Genomic DNA, 14,550 nt, shown 5'->3' with positions numbered 1-14,550 from the left:
CAAAGCACGGCGTTCCGTCACGCGGGCGCGTGCTGTTCCCCGGCCCCGTGCTGCCGGAAGCCGGATTATCGAGGCCTTGTCACAATGATCCGCTGGACGGGCCGCACACCGCACCCCTGCCCAGAAAGGCGAAGTCGTTCTTGCGGGGTGTGCGGGTTCCCCATGGTGATCCGGCGGGCCGGGTTGCAGACCGGCGCGCGCAGCTTGTATGAGGCGGCCGTGATCCGGGGCGCGTCGCGTTGGCGGGCCTACTGGGTCGTGACTTGCCCAAGGCGGCGCACCACTTCGGTGCCGGTCCTGACCGTCGGAACCTTGCGGTGCTTCGCGCTGTTCTTGCAGATCGGCATGATGATCGGCGGCGGGCCGCGCGATCGGGTGCAGATCATGGTTTTCCGGGTGGTGGAGCGCAGCTATGGCAAGCAGCAGATTTCGGGTGGGGCGACCGATTTCGGTCATCCCTTACCAACCGATGCGCATGGTCCTGGCCGGTTTTGGCGGGTCTGCACGCCGTCTTCCAACCGAACGCTGCGCTTATCGCGTCGCCGGTGCCGGTTTTCTCCCCGGTGCCGCAGCGCGGGATCATACCCCCATCTCGTTCACCTGAGTGAAAGGACAATCCGACATGACGATAGCACTTGAACACGACTGGATCTGGGATTCCTGGTACGTCCATGACGGGGCGCAGTGGCACGGCTACTTCCTGAAGGCGCCCAAATCGCTTGGCGATCCGGAACAGCGCCATTTCAACGTGAGCCAGGGGCATGCGACCTCGCAGGATCTGGTGACCTGGGATCACAAGGGCACCTGCTTTGCCCCGGCGGCGGAGCCGGCGTGGGACGACTACACGACCTGGACGGGGTCCGTCATGCGCGGCGACGACGGGCGCTGGCACCTGTTCTACACCGGCACCAGCCGGGCCGAGGACGGGCTTTACCAGCGTATCGGGCACGCGACCTCGGACGACCTGCACGGCTGGACACGTGTCGGCGACGGGCTGTGCCTTGATCTGACGGGCCCGAACGCCGCGCATTATGAGACGGAGATGATGCACGGCTTCTGGCATGACCGGGCGATGCGCGATCCGTGGGTGATGCGCGACCCGGACGGCGATGGCTGGCTGATGTTCTTCACCGCGCGCGCCGCCGGTGTGGCGGAGGCGAACGCGGGCGGCGCCATCGGGCTTGCCACCTCGTCCGACCTGACCACCTGGGAGTTGCAGCCGCCGGTCTTCGTGGGCGGCTATGGCCAGCTGGAGGTGCCGCAGATCTTCGAGGTGGACGGCCAGTGGTACTGCCTGTTCTGCACCGCCGCGCACCATTTCTCGAAGGAGCTTGCCGAGACGACCGAAGGCGGGCCCATGACTGGCAGCCACTACCTGCTGGGTGACAGCCCGCGCGGGCCGTGGCGCGTCGCACCGGGCTTTCTGGACGGCGATCTGCCCTGCCGGCGCTATGCCGCGCGCATTCTAGAGACGGGGCGTGGCCTGCGGATCATGGGTTTTGCCGACCAGCCCGGCGGCGTGCCGTTCGTGGGCGTGGTGACAGACCCCGATCCGGTGGTCGTGGAAAACGGCGGCCTGTTGCGCGTCGTCCCGGATCCGAAGGCGGCGGCGCCTCTTTCTTCGCCCGCAGGGTGATGCGGGGCGGCACGAATAAGGGGGCGCACCGGAATGCGCCCCCTTCGATCCGTCATGTGCGGCGGGTCACTTGACCTTGACGATCTGCCCCGAGGCCAGCTTGGCGTTGTACTTTTCCAACTCGCGCTTCACGATCGGCATCAGGAAGTAGAGCCCGGTGATGTTCACCACGGCCATGGCGAAGATCGCGGCATCCGAGAAGTCGATCACCGGGCCAAGGCTCATCGCCGCGCCGAGCACCACGAAGATGCAGAAGATGACCTTGAACGCCAGTTCGGTGGCCTTGCCTTCGCCGAAGAGGAAGGTCCAGGCTTTCAGCCCGTAGTAGCTCCAGGAGATCATGGTCGAGAACGCGAAGAGCACCACGGCGACCGCCAGCACGAGCGGGAACCACGAGATCGAGGAGCCGAACGCGGCGGAGGTCAGTTCCACCCCGGTGACGCCGCCCTCGGTGGCGATGCGGCCCAGTTCCGCGTCCCAGATGTAAAGGCCGGTGGACGGGTCCTGCCCCAGCACGCCGGTGATGATGATCACGAGCGCGGTCATGGTGCAGATCACGACGGTGTCGATGAACGGCTCCAGCAGCGACACGTAGCCTTCGGTCACCGGTTCCTTGGTGCGCACGGCCGAGTGGGCGATCGCAGCTGAACCGACGCCCGCTTCGTTAGAGAAGGCGGCCCGGCGGAAGCCCTGGATCAGTGCGCCGACAAGCCCGCCCGCAACACCCAGCCCGGTGAAGGCACCCGCGAAGATCTGCCCGAAGGCCCAGCCGATCATGTCGTAGTTCATGATCAGGATGATGATCCCGGCCCCGACATAGATGATCGCCATGGCGGGCACGAGCTTCTCGGTCACCTGGGCGATGGACTTGATCCCGCCCACGATCACGAGGAACACGATCCCGGCCATGATGATGCCCGTGATCCAGCCGTTCCCGTCAAGGAAGCTGTTCGCACCGCCAGTGATGTTCACAAGCTGTGCATGTGCCTGGTTGGCCTGGAACATGTTGCCGCCGCCGAGCGCGCCGAGGATGCAGAAGATCGAGAAAAGTACGGCAAGGATGCGCCCGATCGTGGCGCGGCCCTGTTCGGCCATGCCCTTGGTCAGGTAATACATCGGGCCGCCCGACACGGTGCCGTCCGGATATTCGTTGCGGTATTTGACGCCCAGCGTGCATTCGGTGAACTTCGACGCCATGCCCATGAGGCCGGCAAGGATCATCCAGAAGGTCGCGCCCGGCCCGCCGATGGACACGGCGACCGCGACACCCGCGATGTTGCCAAGCCCCACGGTGCCGGAGAGCGCGGTGGCAAGCGCCTGGAAATGGCTGACCTCGCCCTCGTCCTCGGGGTGGGAATAGTCGCCCTTCACCAGCCCGATGGCATGGCCGAAGCCGCGCAGCTGGATGAAGCCGAAATAGATGGTGAAGACGGTCGCGCCGACCACGAGCCAGAGCACGATCCAGGGAAAGGACGTGCCTGGAAACGGCGCGAAGATGAAGCTGACGAACGGGCCGGTGGCCGTGCCGACGATCGAATTGATCGCCTCGTCGATGCCCTGTGCCGCTGCGGCGAAGGGTGCGAGGGTGGCGGCGAGTGCCGCGGGAAACATTTTCTTCATGGGGGTTCTCCTGCCTGCGGTCATGGCACGATGGTCACGGGCACGGGCGAAACCTGGGCAAGGCCCATGGCTGCGCTGCCGAAGATGCGGCCGCCGAAGCTGGTCCCGCGCGAGCGGCCCATGATGATGCCGCTGGCGTGCTGTTTCTGCGCGATCGCTGCCAGAAGCTCCACCACGTTGCCATAACGGATCTCGCCCGTTGCCTCGATCCCCGCGTTGCCGAGTTCGGACAGGATCGGCTGGATCACCTCGGCCTCGGCGCGGGCGACTTCCTCGGACCGGCGCTTGTGCCGTTCCTCCAGTTCCTGAGGCGTGAGGAAACGGTAGGGCGACCATTCGATCACGTGCACGATATGTAGTCGCGCGCCCGAGCGTCTGGCCTGATCCACGGCATGATCCACCGCGCGCCTGTGTTCGCCATCGTAGGCGACCACGTAGAGTTCGTCTGGCATCTGTCTGTCTCCCGTTGGGTCCATCTTGTTATGGTTGCAGGCGCGTGACCGGTGTGAACCCCTAGCGGCCCGGCTCCGCCGTTCATGTTCGTTAAACCTAAACCTGCATCGGCTCAGGCGGCAATTGCCTTCTCCGTGGGCAGAAGATCATATCCAAGCGCTTCGGCCACAGCTGGATGGGTCACGTGGCCCCGCTGGACGTTCAGCCCCGCCGCAAGATGCGGGTCGGCCGCAAGCGCGCCTTGCCAACCCAGATCGGCGATGCGCAGCGCATGAGGCAGTGTGACGTTGTTCAGCGCGTAGGTGGAGGTCCGCGCGACGGCGCCGGGCATGTTGGCCACGCAGTAATGCACGATGCCGTCCACCTGGTAGGTCGGGTCGGCATGGGTGGTCGGGTGCGAGGTTTCGAAGCAGCCGCCCTGGTCAATGGCGACATCCACCATCACCGCGCCGCGTTTCATCGTGCCCAGCATCGCGCGTGTCACCAGCTTGGGTGCTGCCGCGCCGGCCACCAGCACCGCGCCGATCACGAGGTCGGCCTCGGCCACGCAGGCGGCAAGGTTGGCGGTGTTGGAGAAGCGGGTCTTGGCGCGGGCCTCGAAATGGATGCCGAGCCGTTCCAGCACCGTCGGCGAACGGTCGAGGATCGTCACGTCGGCGCCCAGCCCGACGGCCATCTGTGCCGCGTTGAAGCCGACCACGCCGCCGCCGATCACGCAGACCTTGGCGGGGGCGACACCGGGCACGCCACCCAGCAGCACGCCGCGCCCGCCATGCGCCTTTTCCAGTGTGGTCGCGCCGGCCTGCACCGACATGCGGCCCGCGACCTGGCTCATGGGTTTGAGTAGCGGCAGGCCGCCCTGCGCGTCGGTCACGGTTTCATAGGCAATGCAGACCGCGCCCGAGCGCACGAGATCGCGGGTCTGGTCCGGGTCGGGCGCGAGATGCAGGTAGGTGTAGAGGATCTGGCCGGGCCGGAGCATGGCGCGCTCGGCGGCCTGCGGTTCCTTGACCTTGACGATCATCTCGGCGCGTTCGAACACCTCGGCCGCGCCGGACACGATCTCGGCCCCGGCGGCGGAATAGGCGGCGTCATCCGCGTCGATGCCCGCCCCGGCACCGGTTTCGACCAGCACACCGTGGCCGTGTGCGACCAGTTCGGTGACGCTTTCGGGGGTCAGGCCGACCCGGTATTCGTGGTTCTTGATCTCGCGCGGTGTGCCGATGAGCATGTCGGGAACCCCCTGTGCTGGTTGCGTGTGCCGGCGTTGTGACGCCGGAGCGTCGGGAATTGTTGCGTTTCTGCGTGCAAGCCGCCGCGCGCTGTGGCAGAAATTTGCGAGATATGGTGCTTTCGCGGGAAATTTTTTGATGGATGCGTTCGACCGCAAGATAATTTCTGCGCTGCAGCAGGATAGTGCGCGGTCAATTGCCGTGCTGGCCGAGTCTGTGGGCCTGTCGCCGTCCGCTTGCCACCGGCGGGTTCGTGCGCTGGAGGAGTCCGGAGTGGTCGCGGGCTATGCTGCGCGGATCGACCGAGTGAAGCTGGGGCTGACGTTGCAGGTTTTCGTCGAGATCAGCCTGAGCTCGCAGGCCCGAGAGGTGCTGGACGCGTTCGAGCAGGCCGTGTGCCGGTTCGACGACATCCTGGAATGTCACCTTACCAGCGGGCACGCCGACTACATCCTGCGCGTGGTGGCCCGCGACATGGAGGATTACGCCGCGATCCACCGCGACTGCCTGGCGCGCTTGCCCAACGTGGCCAGCATGCAGACGATCTTCACGCTGAAGCCGGTGCAGCAGTGGCGGGGTTATCCGATCCGATAGGGTCCCGCCTGGCGATCAGGACAATTCGGCGCGGATCTGCTGGCGTAGCACGTCGATCGGCACCGTCTTGCCTTCCCGCCGGAACGACCAGTAGGTCCAGCCGTTGCAGCTGGGCGCGCCTTCCAGTGCGGCGCCGACCTGATGGATGGAGCCCTTCACGTTGTCCGCGATCAGCGTGCCGTCGGCCCGGACCTTCGCGGCCTTGTTGCGCGGCGACACCAACGTCTCGCCGGGGCGCAGCAGGCCGCGTTCGACCAGTTGGCCGAAGGGCACGCGCGGTTCGGCGCGCTTGGCTCGGGTGACCTCGATCGCCGAGGCGTCGTAGGGGCGGACCTTGTCCAGCCGCGCCTGCGCCGCCTTGATGTAGCCCGCGTCGCGTTCGATGCCGATGAAGTCCCGGCCCAGCTTGCGCGCCACGGCGCCGGTCGTGCCGGTGCCGAAGAACGGGTCAAGCACGACGTCGCCCGCGTTCGTCGTGCCGACGATGACCCGGTGCAGCAGCGCCTCGGGTTTCTGGGTGGGGTGGGCCTTGTCGCCCTTCTCGTCCTTGAGCCGCTCGTGCCCTGTGCACAGCGGGATCACCCAGTCCGAGCGCATCTGCACGTCGTCGTTCAGCGCCTTGAGCGCTTCGTAGTTGAAGGTGTATTTCGCGCCCTCGCCGCGCGAGGCCCAGATCAGCGTTTCGTGGGCATTGGTCAGCCGCTTGCCGCGGAAGTTCGGCATCGGGTTGGACTTGCGCCAGATCACGTCGTTCAGCACCCAGAACCCTGCGTCCTGCAGCGCCGCGCCGACGCGGAAGATGTTGTGATAGCTGCCGATAACCCAGATCGCGCCGTTCGGCTTGAGCACGCGGCGCGCTGCAGTCAGCCACGCGTGGGTGAACGTGTCGTAGGCCTTGAAGCTGTCGAACCGGTCCCAATCGTCATCCACGGCATCGACGCGGCTGTTGTCGGGGCGGTGCAGGTCGCCGCGCAATTGCAGATTGTAGGGCGGGTCGGCGAAGACGAGATCGACCGATCCGGCCGGAAGCGCGTTCATCTGTGCGATGCAATCGCCCTGAAGGATCCGGTTGCGCGGCAGGTCCGCGGGGGCGTGAGGGGTTTTCTTCATCTTGGCTGCCTCTGAATGCCCGCGCGGGGGCGTTTTTTGGCCAAGATGAGTCAAAACCGATTCGCGGTCAATTTGTTTTTTGGAATCAGCGGCTTAGGTTTGTGTTGGGATACAAGATGTTGTGGACGGGGGCGAAGCTGCGTCTATGGTGCGGGGTGACCCCCAGGGCTTTGAGCGCGGCGCGATGCGCCGGGGTCGGGTAGCCCGCGTTTCGTTCCCAGCCATAGCCGGGAAATGCCTGCGCGAGATCCGCCATCACCGCGTCCCGCGCGACCTTGGCGACGATGGAGGCGGCGGCGATGGACAGCGATCTGGCATCGCCCTTGACCACCGCCTGCGCGGGCATCGACAGGTCACGGGGCAGGGCGTTTCCGTCGATCAGCGCGTGGTCGGGCGGGACTGACAGCCCGGCGAGTGCACGGTGCATGGCAAGCTGTGACGCGCGCAAGATGTTCAGGCTGTCGATCTCGTCGACACCGACATGGACAATGCTGATGTCGGCCCGCGTGGCCAGGGCTGCGGCAAGCGCGGTCCGGCTGCGCGCGCTCAGCCGTTTGGAATCATCAAGGCCGGGCGGAATGTCTTCCGGGTCGAGCACAACCGCGGCAGCGGTGACCGGCCCCGCCAGCGGGCCGCGGCCCACCTCGTCCACACCGGCGACGCGGCACGCGCCTCCGGCAAGGGCCGCAGCCTCCAGACTGAAGTCGGGATGTGTGCGCATGACGGCGATGTCTTTCATGTTCCGGCCGAGATCTGCCCGGCATGGGGGTGCTGGTGCAACCCGAAAGATACGTTCTTTATCGCGCCGAAGTACGGCTTGCCGAGTCAGGCGAAATAGGGGAAGTCGCCAGTGCCCGTTCACCAGGTTTCCAGAAGCGCCTCCAGTTCGGCGCTTATCGCGTCTGCATCGGCCACGGCTCCTTCGCTGGCATCCAGCAGGCTGGCAAGGGCCGAGCGAGTCGGGGCCGGTTCGGGAGGCGACACCACATCCTCGGCCCGCACGTCCGTCGCGGAGGGTCGCGGCGCCTCCAGCGGCGATACGGTTCCGGCTTCAGCCAGGCCGAGCGCGCCCTTCAATTGCGCGGAGCGTCCGAGAAAACTTGCCTTTCCAGAGAGATCGGCGCCCCGGAACCAGCTCTTTTCCTCCAGCGCCGCCGAGACGGCGAGGATCTGTCCATCGCTGGCATTCTCGGCCACGGCGTCGAGTGCGGCGTCAAGCACGGACGACAGCGCGTCCGGTTCCAGCATCCGGCCTCCGATGACCTGGTCGAGATACGAGAGGGCCACGACCGGTTTGCCGACCTCCGCAAGCCGCTGCGCGTAGTGCGCTATGGCTTCAAGGCGGCTGGCGCCGTCCGGGGCGTCCTTTATGGCCGCTTCGATCAGGATCCTGTCTGGCAGTTCCAGAGTGCTTTCCGTGAGAGCCGCCCAGACATTTGCATCGAAATGGGCAGCGGCGACAGGCGTGCTCCATGCGTCCGTGTGCGGCGCAGTTCGTTGCGGTCGAGGTGCCGACGCCGGGCCGTGACGTGTCGCGGTGGCGGCGTCGGCCGTTTCGGCGGCCCGGTCGGCGGCCGCCATCGCGATCGATGCGTCCTCGTCCAGTCCGAGATCGGCAAATTTCTTCGACACGTGCGGTGCCAGGTGTCTGCGCAGGACCGGTGGAAGCCCGGACAGGGTTCTCAGGATCGCTTTCGCATCAAGGCTGTACCGGCTCAGTTGGGCCGACGGCGCGGCGATGGTCGCCCAGACGGATGCCATGCCGCTGCACGCGACATGCGCGGGCGGATAGTCGGGCACGGGAGTTCCGGGCATGTCCACGATCGCCGCAACGGCCCCAAGAAGCTTTGTGGCGTCGTCAGAGGCTGCGTATGCCTCCAGCACCTGCCGCGCTTCGGCCCCGAATCCGAGCACAAGGTAGGTCCGGGCCAGTGCCACCGCGTCTTCGGTGGGGTCCGCGTCCAGCACTTCGGCAAGTGCCGCCTTCGCGCGTTGCAGATCGCCAAGAAGCTGCGCTGTATCGACGGCGGTCGTGGACAGGTCCACCGTCCCCGGCGCAGGGCAGGCTGTCTCGGGTGTCTGCGGCGCGTCGGACAGGCCCGGACGGGGGTGCAGCGCACTCGACAGCTGGATGCCCTTCCCCTCGCCGATCAGTACCGTCGCGGTGGTCCGGCGCGGTGCCGGGGACAGGATGCCGTTCGCGATGTTGTCTGACAGGCTGCGCAGGATTGCGTCGGAAGACACCGATCTTTCCCGCGCTTTGCCGATATCGAAGGCGATGACGGAGGGCACGGGCACGGGCGCGGGCTTTGCGGGAGGCAGGACTGGGACCGCCACGGCGCCGCGCGTCCGGCCGGCGGTGTGCTGTGGGAGGACGTCGCTGAAGCCGGTCGCGAGTCCGCTGTAGTCCGGCGACTGTCCTGGCGCGACGTCAGCGAAGTCGATCACCAGCACATCGTCGCGGTAGGGAAAGACCGTGATGTCGCAGGCACAGTCCGACGCGATTTCCAGCCCTCTGCCCGTGATGCGCAGATCGGCAATGCGCACGCGCGGGATGAAGTCAAATACGGATCCCAACTCGAACTCCGGCACCTCGCTCGTATCGACGGGTCCGACCATGAGCCCTTCGGGCGTCTTGACCGCCTCCCACTCGCTGACCGGTGCCTCGAGGTAGAACACAAGGCGTGTGAACGAACCATGTTCCCCCGACCGGACCTCGACCTGTCCGGCAGCGCTGCTTGCCATGGCGAAAAGGCCCAGAACCGTGCATGTCAGGACGTGTCTCATGCCGCGTTCTGCTTGGCGGATTTGATCGCTTCATCAAGTTCCGTGAAGGAGGGACGGACATGCCCCGGAACGCTTTGTCGGCCGACCTCAATGCAGATGTTCGTCGGGTGATTGTGCAAATTCGCCACGAGTACCTCGCGGATCAGCTGATAGAAATAGTTGTCCTCCTCGATGATCGACTTCAGCCGCGCAGCGAATGGTCCCACAAGGCCATAGGCGAGGAAGACACCAAGGAACGTGCCGACAAGCGCGCCCCCGATAAGCTTGCCCAGCACCTCCGGAGGCTGGTCGATCGACGCCATCGTCTTGATAACGCCAAGAACGGCCGCGACGATGCCAAGGGCGGGCAAGCCGTCCGCCATTGATTGAAGCGCGTGGCTGGAATGCATCCGATGCAGGAAGTTTTCCTGGATACGCTTCTCCAGAACCTCTTCGACCTGGTGTGGATCGTCGAAGTTCATGGATGCCGAACGCAGCGTGTCGCAGGCCAGTTCCACGGCTTCGGAATCGCCGACGATACGCGGATACTTCGAAAAGATGGTCGACGACTGCGGATCTTCGATATGGGCTTCCAGTTCCACCGGGTTCTGCTTCGCGAGACGGATCAACTCGAACAGCAGGCACAGGAGGTCGCGATAGTCCTGTGGTTTCCATTTCGGGCCTTTGAAGACCTTTCCGACGTCGGCAACCGAATGCTTTATGGAGGCCAGATCGTTTGAGATCGTGAAAGCCCCGATGGCGGCGCCGCCGATCATCACGAATTCGTAGGGAAGGGACTTGAGGATGATCCCCATCTTGCCACCGGCAGCCAGATAGCCGCCAAACACCATCACAAAAACGATTATAACGCCGATGATCCCGATCATGTCATTCATTCCCCGCATGGATTGGCCCTGTCGGGCGCATTTGCGTTATCCGGTCAGTTGGGCGCCGCATCGACGTTGCGGCCTGCAAGTACCACGCTGATCGAATAGGCTGTTGTGGGTTCGAGATTGGCGACGATGCTGGCCGCAGCTTCCGGCTGCATGCGGGACAGAAAGCCCGCCGCGAACTCGGGCGGCATCTGCTGGAAAACGCGGGCTGCCTCTTTTGGCTTCATGCTTTCATAGACCGATACAAGCTGCGAGACGTCTTTTTCGGCAGCCGTACGGGCGACCGAGACCATGTCCTCTAAGGCCGCTCGTGCGTTTTTGAGCTCCTGCAGGCGCTGGTCCGCCTGAGCCTTCAGATCTTCAAGAGCCTCTTGCCGCTGTACAAGTTCGGTTTCCTTTCGGTCTAGGCTCTCGGACCTCACCTGAAGCTGATTGAGGATCCTGTCGATCTCTGCCGAGCTTTGGCCGAGGTCCGTTTCAGGATAGGATGCGTAAGGGCTGGACAGATTGTCCACTTCCAGCGCGATGGCATGCGCGGTGCCGCCGGCCAGTCGCACGGCCGCGGACCCGATCAGAAACGTCGCGATGATCGCGGTTGTGCTGGGTGGTCCGAATAACCTGCCGGATATGCTTTTCATGTGTCAGACCTCCGGTTCCGGGCGCGCGCCGTTAGCGCGCCTTCTGCGAAATGTCGGTTGAGCCGGTTCCACCTTTTCTGCGGGCGGTTCGCGATCCTGGAACGGACCGGTCTTTAATGGGCTTGGGGGAATCGGCTGCTGCATCAGTTGGCGCAGTTCCGCGGCGGCCAGTTCGGCGCGCTGCGAGCTTTCATCAAGCGATGTCGTGGAAGACTGCGCATCCGCGCGAGCCTTTTCGAGAGCCGCCGTCATTTCCTCAACCTGTGCGGACAGGGCCGTGATCGCGCCACCGACACCCGTTTCGAGGTTCTTGAAGTGACTGAGTTTCCGGGAAAGGACGAAGCAGTAGAAGCCAGCTCCGAGTGCGCCCGCTATGAGTAGAATATCAGCGACCAAAGCCATCATTCACCTATGAGATCAGGAATTTCGTTATCAGCAGGCCCTCGACCACGCCCTCTCCGACCGTGACCTGGACGCGCCGCAGAAGCTGCAGCCGTGTGCGAAGAAGGACTGCCGGATCTTCGATGTCGGCGAGGTCGATCGCCCTGAGATATGTGTTCATCACGTCGAGAACCTTCGGCATCTGACTTTCCACATGCCTCTCGTAGCCGGGCACGACTTCGAGTTCGGCTTCGAGGCGCAACTGTCTGACCGGTGTTGTGCGGGTCATGCTGATCATCAGCGGCTCGATCGGCACATAGCTGATCGCCTGTCCCGCGGGCGTAGGGTCAGCATGAGTTTCCGCAGAGGGCGCGTGGCTTCCGCCCAACAGTCCAGGAATCAGTGTGCCGCTTGCAACAAGGTACCCGCCGATACCAAGAACGACAGCAGCCAAAGCCCCGAAAAGAAGAGGTTTCTTTGACTTCTTCACCTCTTCTTCCTGTTGCTCTGCCATAGCTCTCTCCACGTTCCGTTCGAGCCAATGCCTACCATTAAGCTGGCTAACCGATTGTTAAGTCGGCCGGGGCATTGTCAGCCCAAGGCTTGGTGCTGGACCAAAACGGAAAGGACATGGATGTGAACGATCTGGCTGCTATCTGGTCTGCGCTTGATCTGCGCCGGAAGGCTGTCGTCATTGCCGCGACGCTCGGGGTCTTCGCGGCGGTCCTGGCCCTGGCCCGAATCGCTGCAACACCGCAACTCGCGCTGTTGTACTCCGGGCTCGATGCCACTCAATCGGGCGAGGTGATCGAGGCTCTGGAAGGTCAGGGCGTGCCCTATGAAATTCGGGGAGAAGCGATCTTCGTCCCCGAAATGGAGCGGGATGCGCTGCGCATGCGGCTTGCGACGAGGGGCATCCCCATGGCTGGCGGTGCCGGATACGAGATCCTGGACGGGCTTTCCGGGTTTGGCACGACCTCCCAGATGTTCGACGCTGCCTACTGGCGTGCGAAGGAGGGTGAACTGGCGCGCACGATCCTGTCCAGCCCCGATGTCCGGCAGGTGCGCGTGCATATCGGAAACCCGGTCGGCGGCTCGTTTCGGCGCGATGCTGACACAACGGCTTCCGTGATGCTGACAGCGCGTTCGGGGGCCGTGTCCAGCGCGGTTGCGGATGCGTTGCGCTTCCTTGTCGCCTCTGCGGTACAGGGCCTAAACCCGGACCGGGTGACGGTGATCGACGCCGAATCCGGCCGGGTCATCGGCGGGCGCGGGGACGATCACTCAGCCGCAAGTGCAATAGCTCAGGAAAAGGCTCTCAAGCAGAGTGTCGAGCGGCTTCTGGACGCGCGTCTGGGTCTTGGCAATGCGATCGTCGAGTTGTCGGTCGAGCCGGTGACCGAAACGGAACGGATCATCGAGCGGCGGATAGATCCCCAGTCGAGGGTCGCGGTCAGCACCGATGTGCAGGAAAAGGTCAGTTCTGAAAAGAACGGTGGAGGGGACGCTGTAACCGTCGCCAGCAACCTTCCGAACGGCGATGCGGGAGAGGCCGCACAAGGCTCACAAAGCCAAAACTCCGAATCACGCACCGTGACGAACTTCGAGATATCGGAGGTGACGCGTGACCTGGAGCGCGGGCCTGGCGCAGTGAAGCGCATGACGGTCGCGGTTCTCCTAAACCGGGACGCTTTGGTTTCGGGTAACAAGGCCGACTTGAGCGCAGAGGAACTGGAAGAACTGGTTCGCAAGGAAATAGAGGATATCCGCGACCTTGTTTCCGCTTCGGTCGGACTGGACGATGCGCGCGGTGATCGGGTTTCCGTAAAGGCCATGCCGTTCGGGCCGAACGCGGACGTGGGTGTCATGGCGCAAGAGGCGCCTTGGTTCGCCGGTCTGGTGGCGGACCCAGTGAAGCTGGTGCAGTTCGCAGCTCTTGCACTGGTTGTGTTGGCTCTTGGCCTGTTCGTTGTGCGCCCCGTCTTGACGGCCTCGCGGGAACAGGTGGTGCCGGATGGCGTGTCCGGAGAAGCCGGGATCCCTGCCCTGGCCGAGGCCGACATTGGCGTGCAGCGTCTTGAGGCCGGAACTCCGCAGGACATCCGGGCTGTTTCGAACCCACTACAGGAAAGCGCAGACCGCAGCGGTCCGGCGGACCTGCCCACGGTTTATTCCGCGGAGATGGAGCAACCCGCCGGGTCCCGGGGCGACCGGCTCGGCCACATGGTGTCGAGCCTGCGCCAAATGGTCGAGGAACGGCAAATGGATACCGTCGAAATCCTGCGGAACTGGATCGAGGATGAGAAATCGGGAGACGCGGTGTGAAAACAGTCAGTCTGAGTCTTGAAGATTTCGATCTGGGCGAGCCAGGAGGTCCGGGTCAGGACGGCGCTGTTGGCCTCGAACAGCGGGAGGCGGAAAGGCTCCTCGCGTTCGAGAACGGATACAAGGCTGGTTGGGACGATTCGACCAATACGATCGCCGCGGACGAGTCGAAGATTTCTTCCGCCCTGAAGGCCAACCTTTCGGACCTGTCTTTCACCTATCACGAGGCCCGCGTGCATGTGCTCAAGGGCGTGGAGGGTTTCGTCAAGAGTGCCGTGGAAGGTGTGCTGCCGAAGATCGCCCGCACTGCGCTCCCCGAGTTGATCTGGGAGCAGATGAGCAGCCTTGCTCACGAGGCGTCCTCGCAGCCGATCACCCTGCTGGTGGCGCCTAAGAACCGTGAGGTTCTGGAAGGCCTGTTGCCCGAGGATCTCGGTTTTCCGGTCGTAATCAAGGAAGAGACGACATTGGTCGGGGACCAGATTTTCGTGAAGGTCGGCGCAGAGGAGAAGGCCGTGGACATGACGACGGCAATTTTCGAAATCGATACGGCTGTCCGGGAATTCTTCGCAGGTTTCGAACAGGAGGCCCTGAAAGCACATGGATGAGCCGGATACAGTTCTGAACGATCGATCCTTCGAAGGTGGTCGGCACCCGTTCACCCGTTTGCCGGTCGAAGTTCGTATCGTCGTCGGCCGCGCGCGGCTGAAGGTCGAAGAATTGCTATCGCTTGAAAAAAGTTCCGTCCTGCCGCTCGACAAGAACCTCGCGGATCCGGTCGAACTCTATGTTGGAGATAGACTGATTGCGCGGGGTGTCCTGGAAGAAATCGAAGGGAGCACCGACGGACAACTGGCGGTGCGAATTTTGGATGTTTCGGATGAGTCTGCGAGCCTCTGACT

16 protein-coding genes are annotated in these 14,550 nt (G+C 64.1%); 5 read left to right on the top strand and 11 right to left on the bottom strand.

Annotated features, from left to right (window positions below; genetic code table 11):
- Positions 1–248 precede the first annotated feature (248 nt).
- Complete coding sequence (locus DKT77_RS21030) at positions 249–386, bottom strand: hypothetical protein (RefSeq protein ID WP_238547878.1); 138 nt, start codon at positions 384–386, stop codon at positions 249–251.
- Between the two features lie 236 nt (positions 387–622).
- On the opposite strand from DKT77_RS21030, the gene DKT77_RS13115 reads away from it, so the two are divergent.
- Positions 623–1,636: a glycoside hydrolase family protein gene (locus tag DKT77_RS13115; RefSeq protein ID WP_109812151.1), complete on the top strand. Its 1,014-nt coding sequence runs from the start codon at positions 623–625 to the stop codon at positions 1,634–1,636.
- A 66-nt stretch (positions 1,637–1,702) separates the two neighbouring features.
- On the opposite strand, the gene DKT77_RS13110 is transcribed toward DKT77_RS13115, so the two are convergent.
- The 3 genes from DKT77_RS13110 to ald all read right to left on the bottom strand — a co-directional run bounded on the left by DKT77_RS13110 (position 1,703) and on the right by ald (position 4,940).
- Positions 1,703–3,256 (bottom strand): alanine/glycine:cation symporter family protein, encoded by a 1,554-nt coding sequence (locus tag DKT77_RS13110; protein ID WP_109812150.1) that lies wholly within the window; start codon positions 3,254–3,256, stop codon positions 1,703–1,705.
- A 20-nt stretch (positions 3,257–3,276) separates the two neighbouring features.
- On the bottom strand, positions 3,277–3,708 hold the full coding sequence (locus DKT77_RS13105) for a universal stress protein (protein ID WP_109812149.1): 432 nt from the start codon (positions 3,706–3,708) through the stop codon (positions 3,277–3,279).
- A gap of 113 nt (positions 3,709–3,821) precedes the next feature.
- Positions 3,822–4,940: an alanine dehydrogenase gene (gene ald / locus DKT77_RS13100; protein WP_109812148.1), complete on the bottom strand. Its 1,119-nt coding sequence runs from the start codon at positions 4,938–4,940 to the stop codon at positions 3,822–3,824.
- A 139-nt stretch (positions 4,941–5,079) separates the two neighbouring features.
- On the opposite strand from ald, the gene DKT77_RS13095 reads away from it, so the two are divergent.
- Positions 5,080–5,535, top strand: coding sequence for an Lrp/AsnC family transcriptional regulator (locus DKT77_RS13095; RefSeq protein WP_109812147.1), 456 nt, complete (start codon positions 5,080–5,082; stop codon positions 5,533–5,535).
- Positions 5,536–5,550: 15 nt separating this feature from the next.
- Here DKT77_RS13095 and DKT77_RS13090 read toward each other — a convergent pair whose 3' ends face one another.
- From DKT77_RS13090 to DKT77_RS13060, 7 genes are all read right to left on the bottom strand, one after another.
- Positions 5,551–6,645 carry a site-specific DNA-methyltransferase gene (locus DKT77_RS13090; protein WP_109812146.1) on the bottom strand — a complete coding sequence of 365 codons (1,095 nt, stop codon included), beginning with the start codon at positions 6,643–6,645 and terminating at the stop codon, positions 5,551–5,553.
- 85 nt (positions 6,646–6,730) lie between these two features.
- The gene (locus DKT77_RS13085) at positions 6,731–7,366 is read right to left on the bottom strand and encodes a ribonuclease HII (protein ID WP_109812184.1); all 636 of its coding nucleotides are present in this window, start codon (positions 7,364–7,366) and stop codon (positions 6,731–6,733) included.
- A gap of 137 nt (positions 7,367–7,503) precedes the next feature.
- Positions 7,504–9,432: a tetratricopeptide repeat protein gene (locus DKT77_RS13080; RefSeq protein ID WP_109812145.1), complete on the bottom strand. Its 1,929-nt coding sequence runs from the start codon at positions 9,430–9,432 to the stop codon at positions 7,504–7,506.
- Positions 9,429–10,298, bottom strand: coding sequence for a flagellar motor stator protein MotA (motA, locus tag DKT77_RS13075; RefSeq protein WP_109812183.1), 870 nt, complete (start codon positions 10,296–10,298; stop codon positions 9,429–9,431). Before motA ends, DKT77_RS13080 begins: the two co-directional genes overlap by 4 nt.
- Before the next feature lie 53 nt (positions 10,299–10,351).
- Positions 10,352–10,861, bottom strand: coding sequence for a MotE family protein (locus tag DKT77_RS13070; protein ID WP_238547877.1), 510 nt, complete (start codon positions 10,859–10,861; stop codon positions 10,352–10,354).
- A gap of 84 nt (positions 10,862–10,945) precedes the next feature.
- The gene (locus DKT77_RS13065; protein ID WP_238547876.1) at positions 10,946–11,347 is read right to left on the bottom strand and encodes a hypothetical protein; all 402 of its coding nucleotides are present in this window, start codon (positions 11,345–11,347) and stop codon (positions 10,946–10,948) included.
- A gap of 4 nt (positions 11,348–11,351) precedes the next feature.
- Positions 11,352–11,837 (bottom strand): flagellar basal body-associated FliL family protein, encoded by a 486-nt coding sequence (locus DKT77_RS13060; RefSeq protein WP_109812143.1) that lies wholly within the window; start codon positions 11,835–11,837, stop codon positions 11,352–11,354.
- Between the two features lie 116 nt (positions 11,838–11,953).
- Between DKT77_RS13060 and fliF the strand changes: the two genes are divergently transcribed.
- Genes fliF through DKT77_RS13045 form a run of 3 tightly spaced genes read left to right on the top strand, consistent with a single transcriptional unit; the run spans position 11,954 to position 14,548 of the window.
- Positions 11,954–13,648 (top strand): flagellar basal-body MS-ring/collar protein FliF, encoded by a 1,695-nt coding sequence (gene fliF / locus DKT77_RS13055; RefSeq protein WP_238547875.1) that lies wholly within the window; start codon positions 11,954–11,956, stop codon positions 13,646–13,648.
- The gene (locus DKT77_RS13050; RefSeq protein ID WP_109812142.1) at positions 13,645–14,256 is read left to right on the top strand and encodes a flagellar biosynthesis protein; all 612 of its coding nucleotides are present in this window, start codon (positions 13,645–13,647) and stop codon (positions 14,254–14,256) included. Before fliF ends, DKT77_RS13050 begins: the two co-directional genes overlap by 4 nt.
- Entirely contained in the window at positions 14,249–14,548 is a 300-nt protein-coding gene (locus DKT77_RS13045) for a FliM/FliN family flagellar motor switch protein (RefSeq protein ID WP_109812141.1), read from the top strand. The genes DKT77_RS13050 and DKT77_RS13045 overlap by 8 nt, the downstream gene beginning before the upstream one ends.
- Positions 14,549–14,550: the final 2 nt, after the last annotated feature.

Source organism: Meridianimarinicoccus roseus (assembly GCF_003172915.1).
GTDB classification, from domain to species: domain Bacteria; phylum Pseudomonadota; class Alphaproteobacteria; order Rhodobacterales; family Rhodobacteraceae; genus Meridianimarinicoccus; species Meridianimarinicoccus roseus.
The sequence above is the reverse complement of the archived record's forward strand: the minus strand, read 5'-3'. Positions and strand labels throughout refer to the sequence as shown.

Bases quoted from the DNA above. Each gene is read 5' to 3' on its own strand.
- DKT77_RS13090 (WP_109812146.1), bottom strand. From the start codon at position 6,645: ATGAAGAAAACCCCTCACGCCCCCGCGGACCTGCCGCGCAACCGGATC.
- DKT77_RS13105 (WP_109812149.1), bottom strand. From the start codon at position 3,708: ATGCCAGACGAACTCTACGTGGTCGCCTACGATGGCGAACACAGGCGC.
- DKT77_RS13080 (WP_109812145.1), bottom strand. From the start codon at position 9,432: ATGAGACACGTCCTGACATGCACGGTTCTGGGCCTTTTCGCCATGGCA.
- ald (WP_109812148.1), bottom strand. From the start codon at position 4,940: ATGCTCATCGGCACACCGCGCGAGATCAAGAACCACGAATACCGGGTC.
- DKT77_RS13095 (WP_109812147.1), top strand. From the start codon at position 5,080: ATGGATGCGTTCGACCGCAAGATAATTTCTGCGCTGCAGCAGGATAGT.
- DKT77_RS13065 (WP_238547876.1), bottom strand. From the start codon at position 11,347: ATGATGGCTTTGGTCGCTGATATTCTACTCATAGCGGGCGCACTCGGA.
- DKT77_RS13060 (WP_109812143.1), bottom strand. From the start codon at position 11,837: ATGGCAGAGCAACAGGAAGAAGAGGTGAAGAAGTCAAAGAAACCTCTT.
- motA (WP_109812183.1), bottom strand. From the start codon at position 10,298: ATGATCGGGATCATCGGCGTTATAATCGTTTTTGTGATGGTGTTTGGC.
- DKT77_RS13085 (WP_109812184.1), bottom strand. From the start codon at position 7,366: ATGCGCACACATCCCGACTTCAGTCTGGAGGCTGCGGCCCTTGCCGGA.
- DKT77_RS13110 (WP_109812150.1), bottom strand. From the start codon at position 3,256: ATGAAGAAAATGTTTCCCGCGGCACTCGCCGCCACCCTCGCACCCTTC.
- fliF (WP_238547875.1), top strand. From the start codon at position 11,954: ATGGATGTGAACGATCTGGCTGCTATCTGGTCTGCGCTTGATCTGCGC.
- DKT77_RS13045 (WP_109812141.1), top strand. From the start codon at position 14,249: ATGGATGAGCCGGATACAGTTCTGAACGATCGATCCTTCGAAGGTGGT.
- DKT77_RS21030 (WP_238547878.1), bottom strand. From the start codon at position 386: ATGATCTGCACCCGATCGCGCGGCCCGCCGCCGATCATCATGCCGATC.
- DKT77_RS13115 (WP_109812151.1), top strand. From the start codon at position 623: ATGACGATAGCACTTGAACACGACTGGATCTGGGATTCCTGGTACGTC.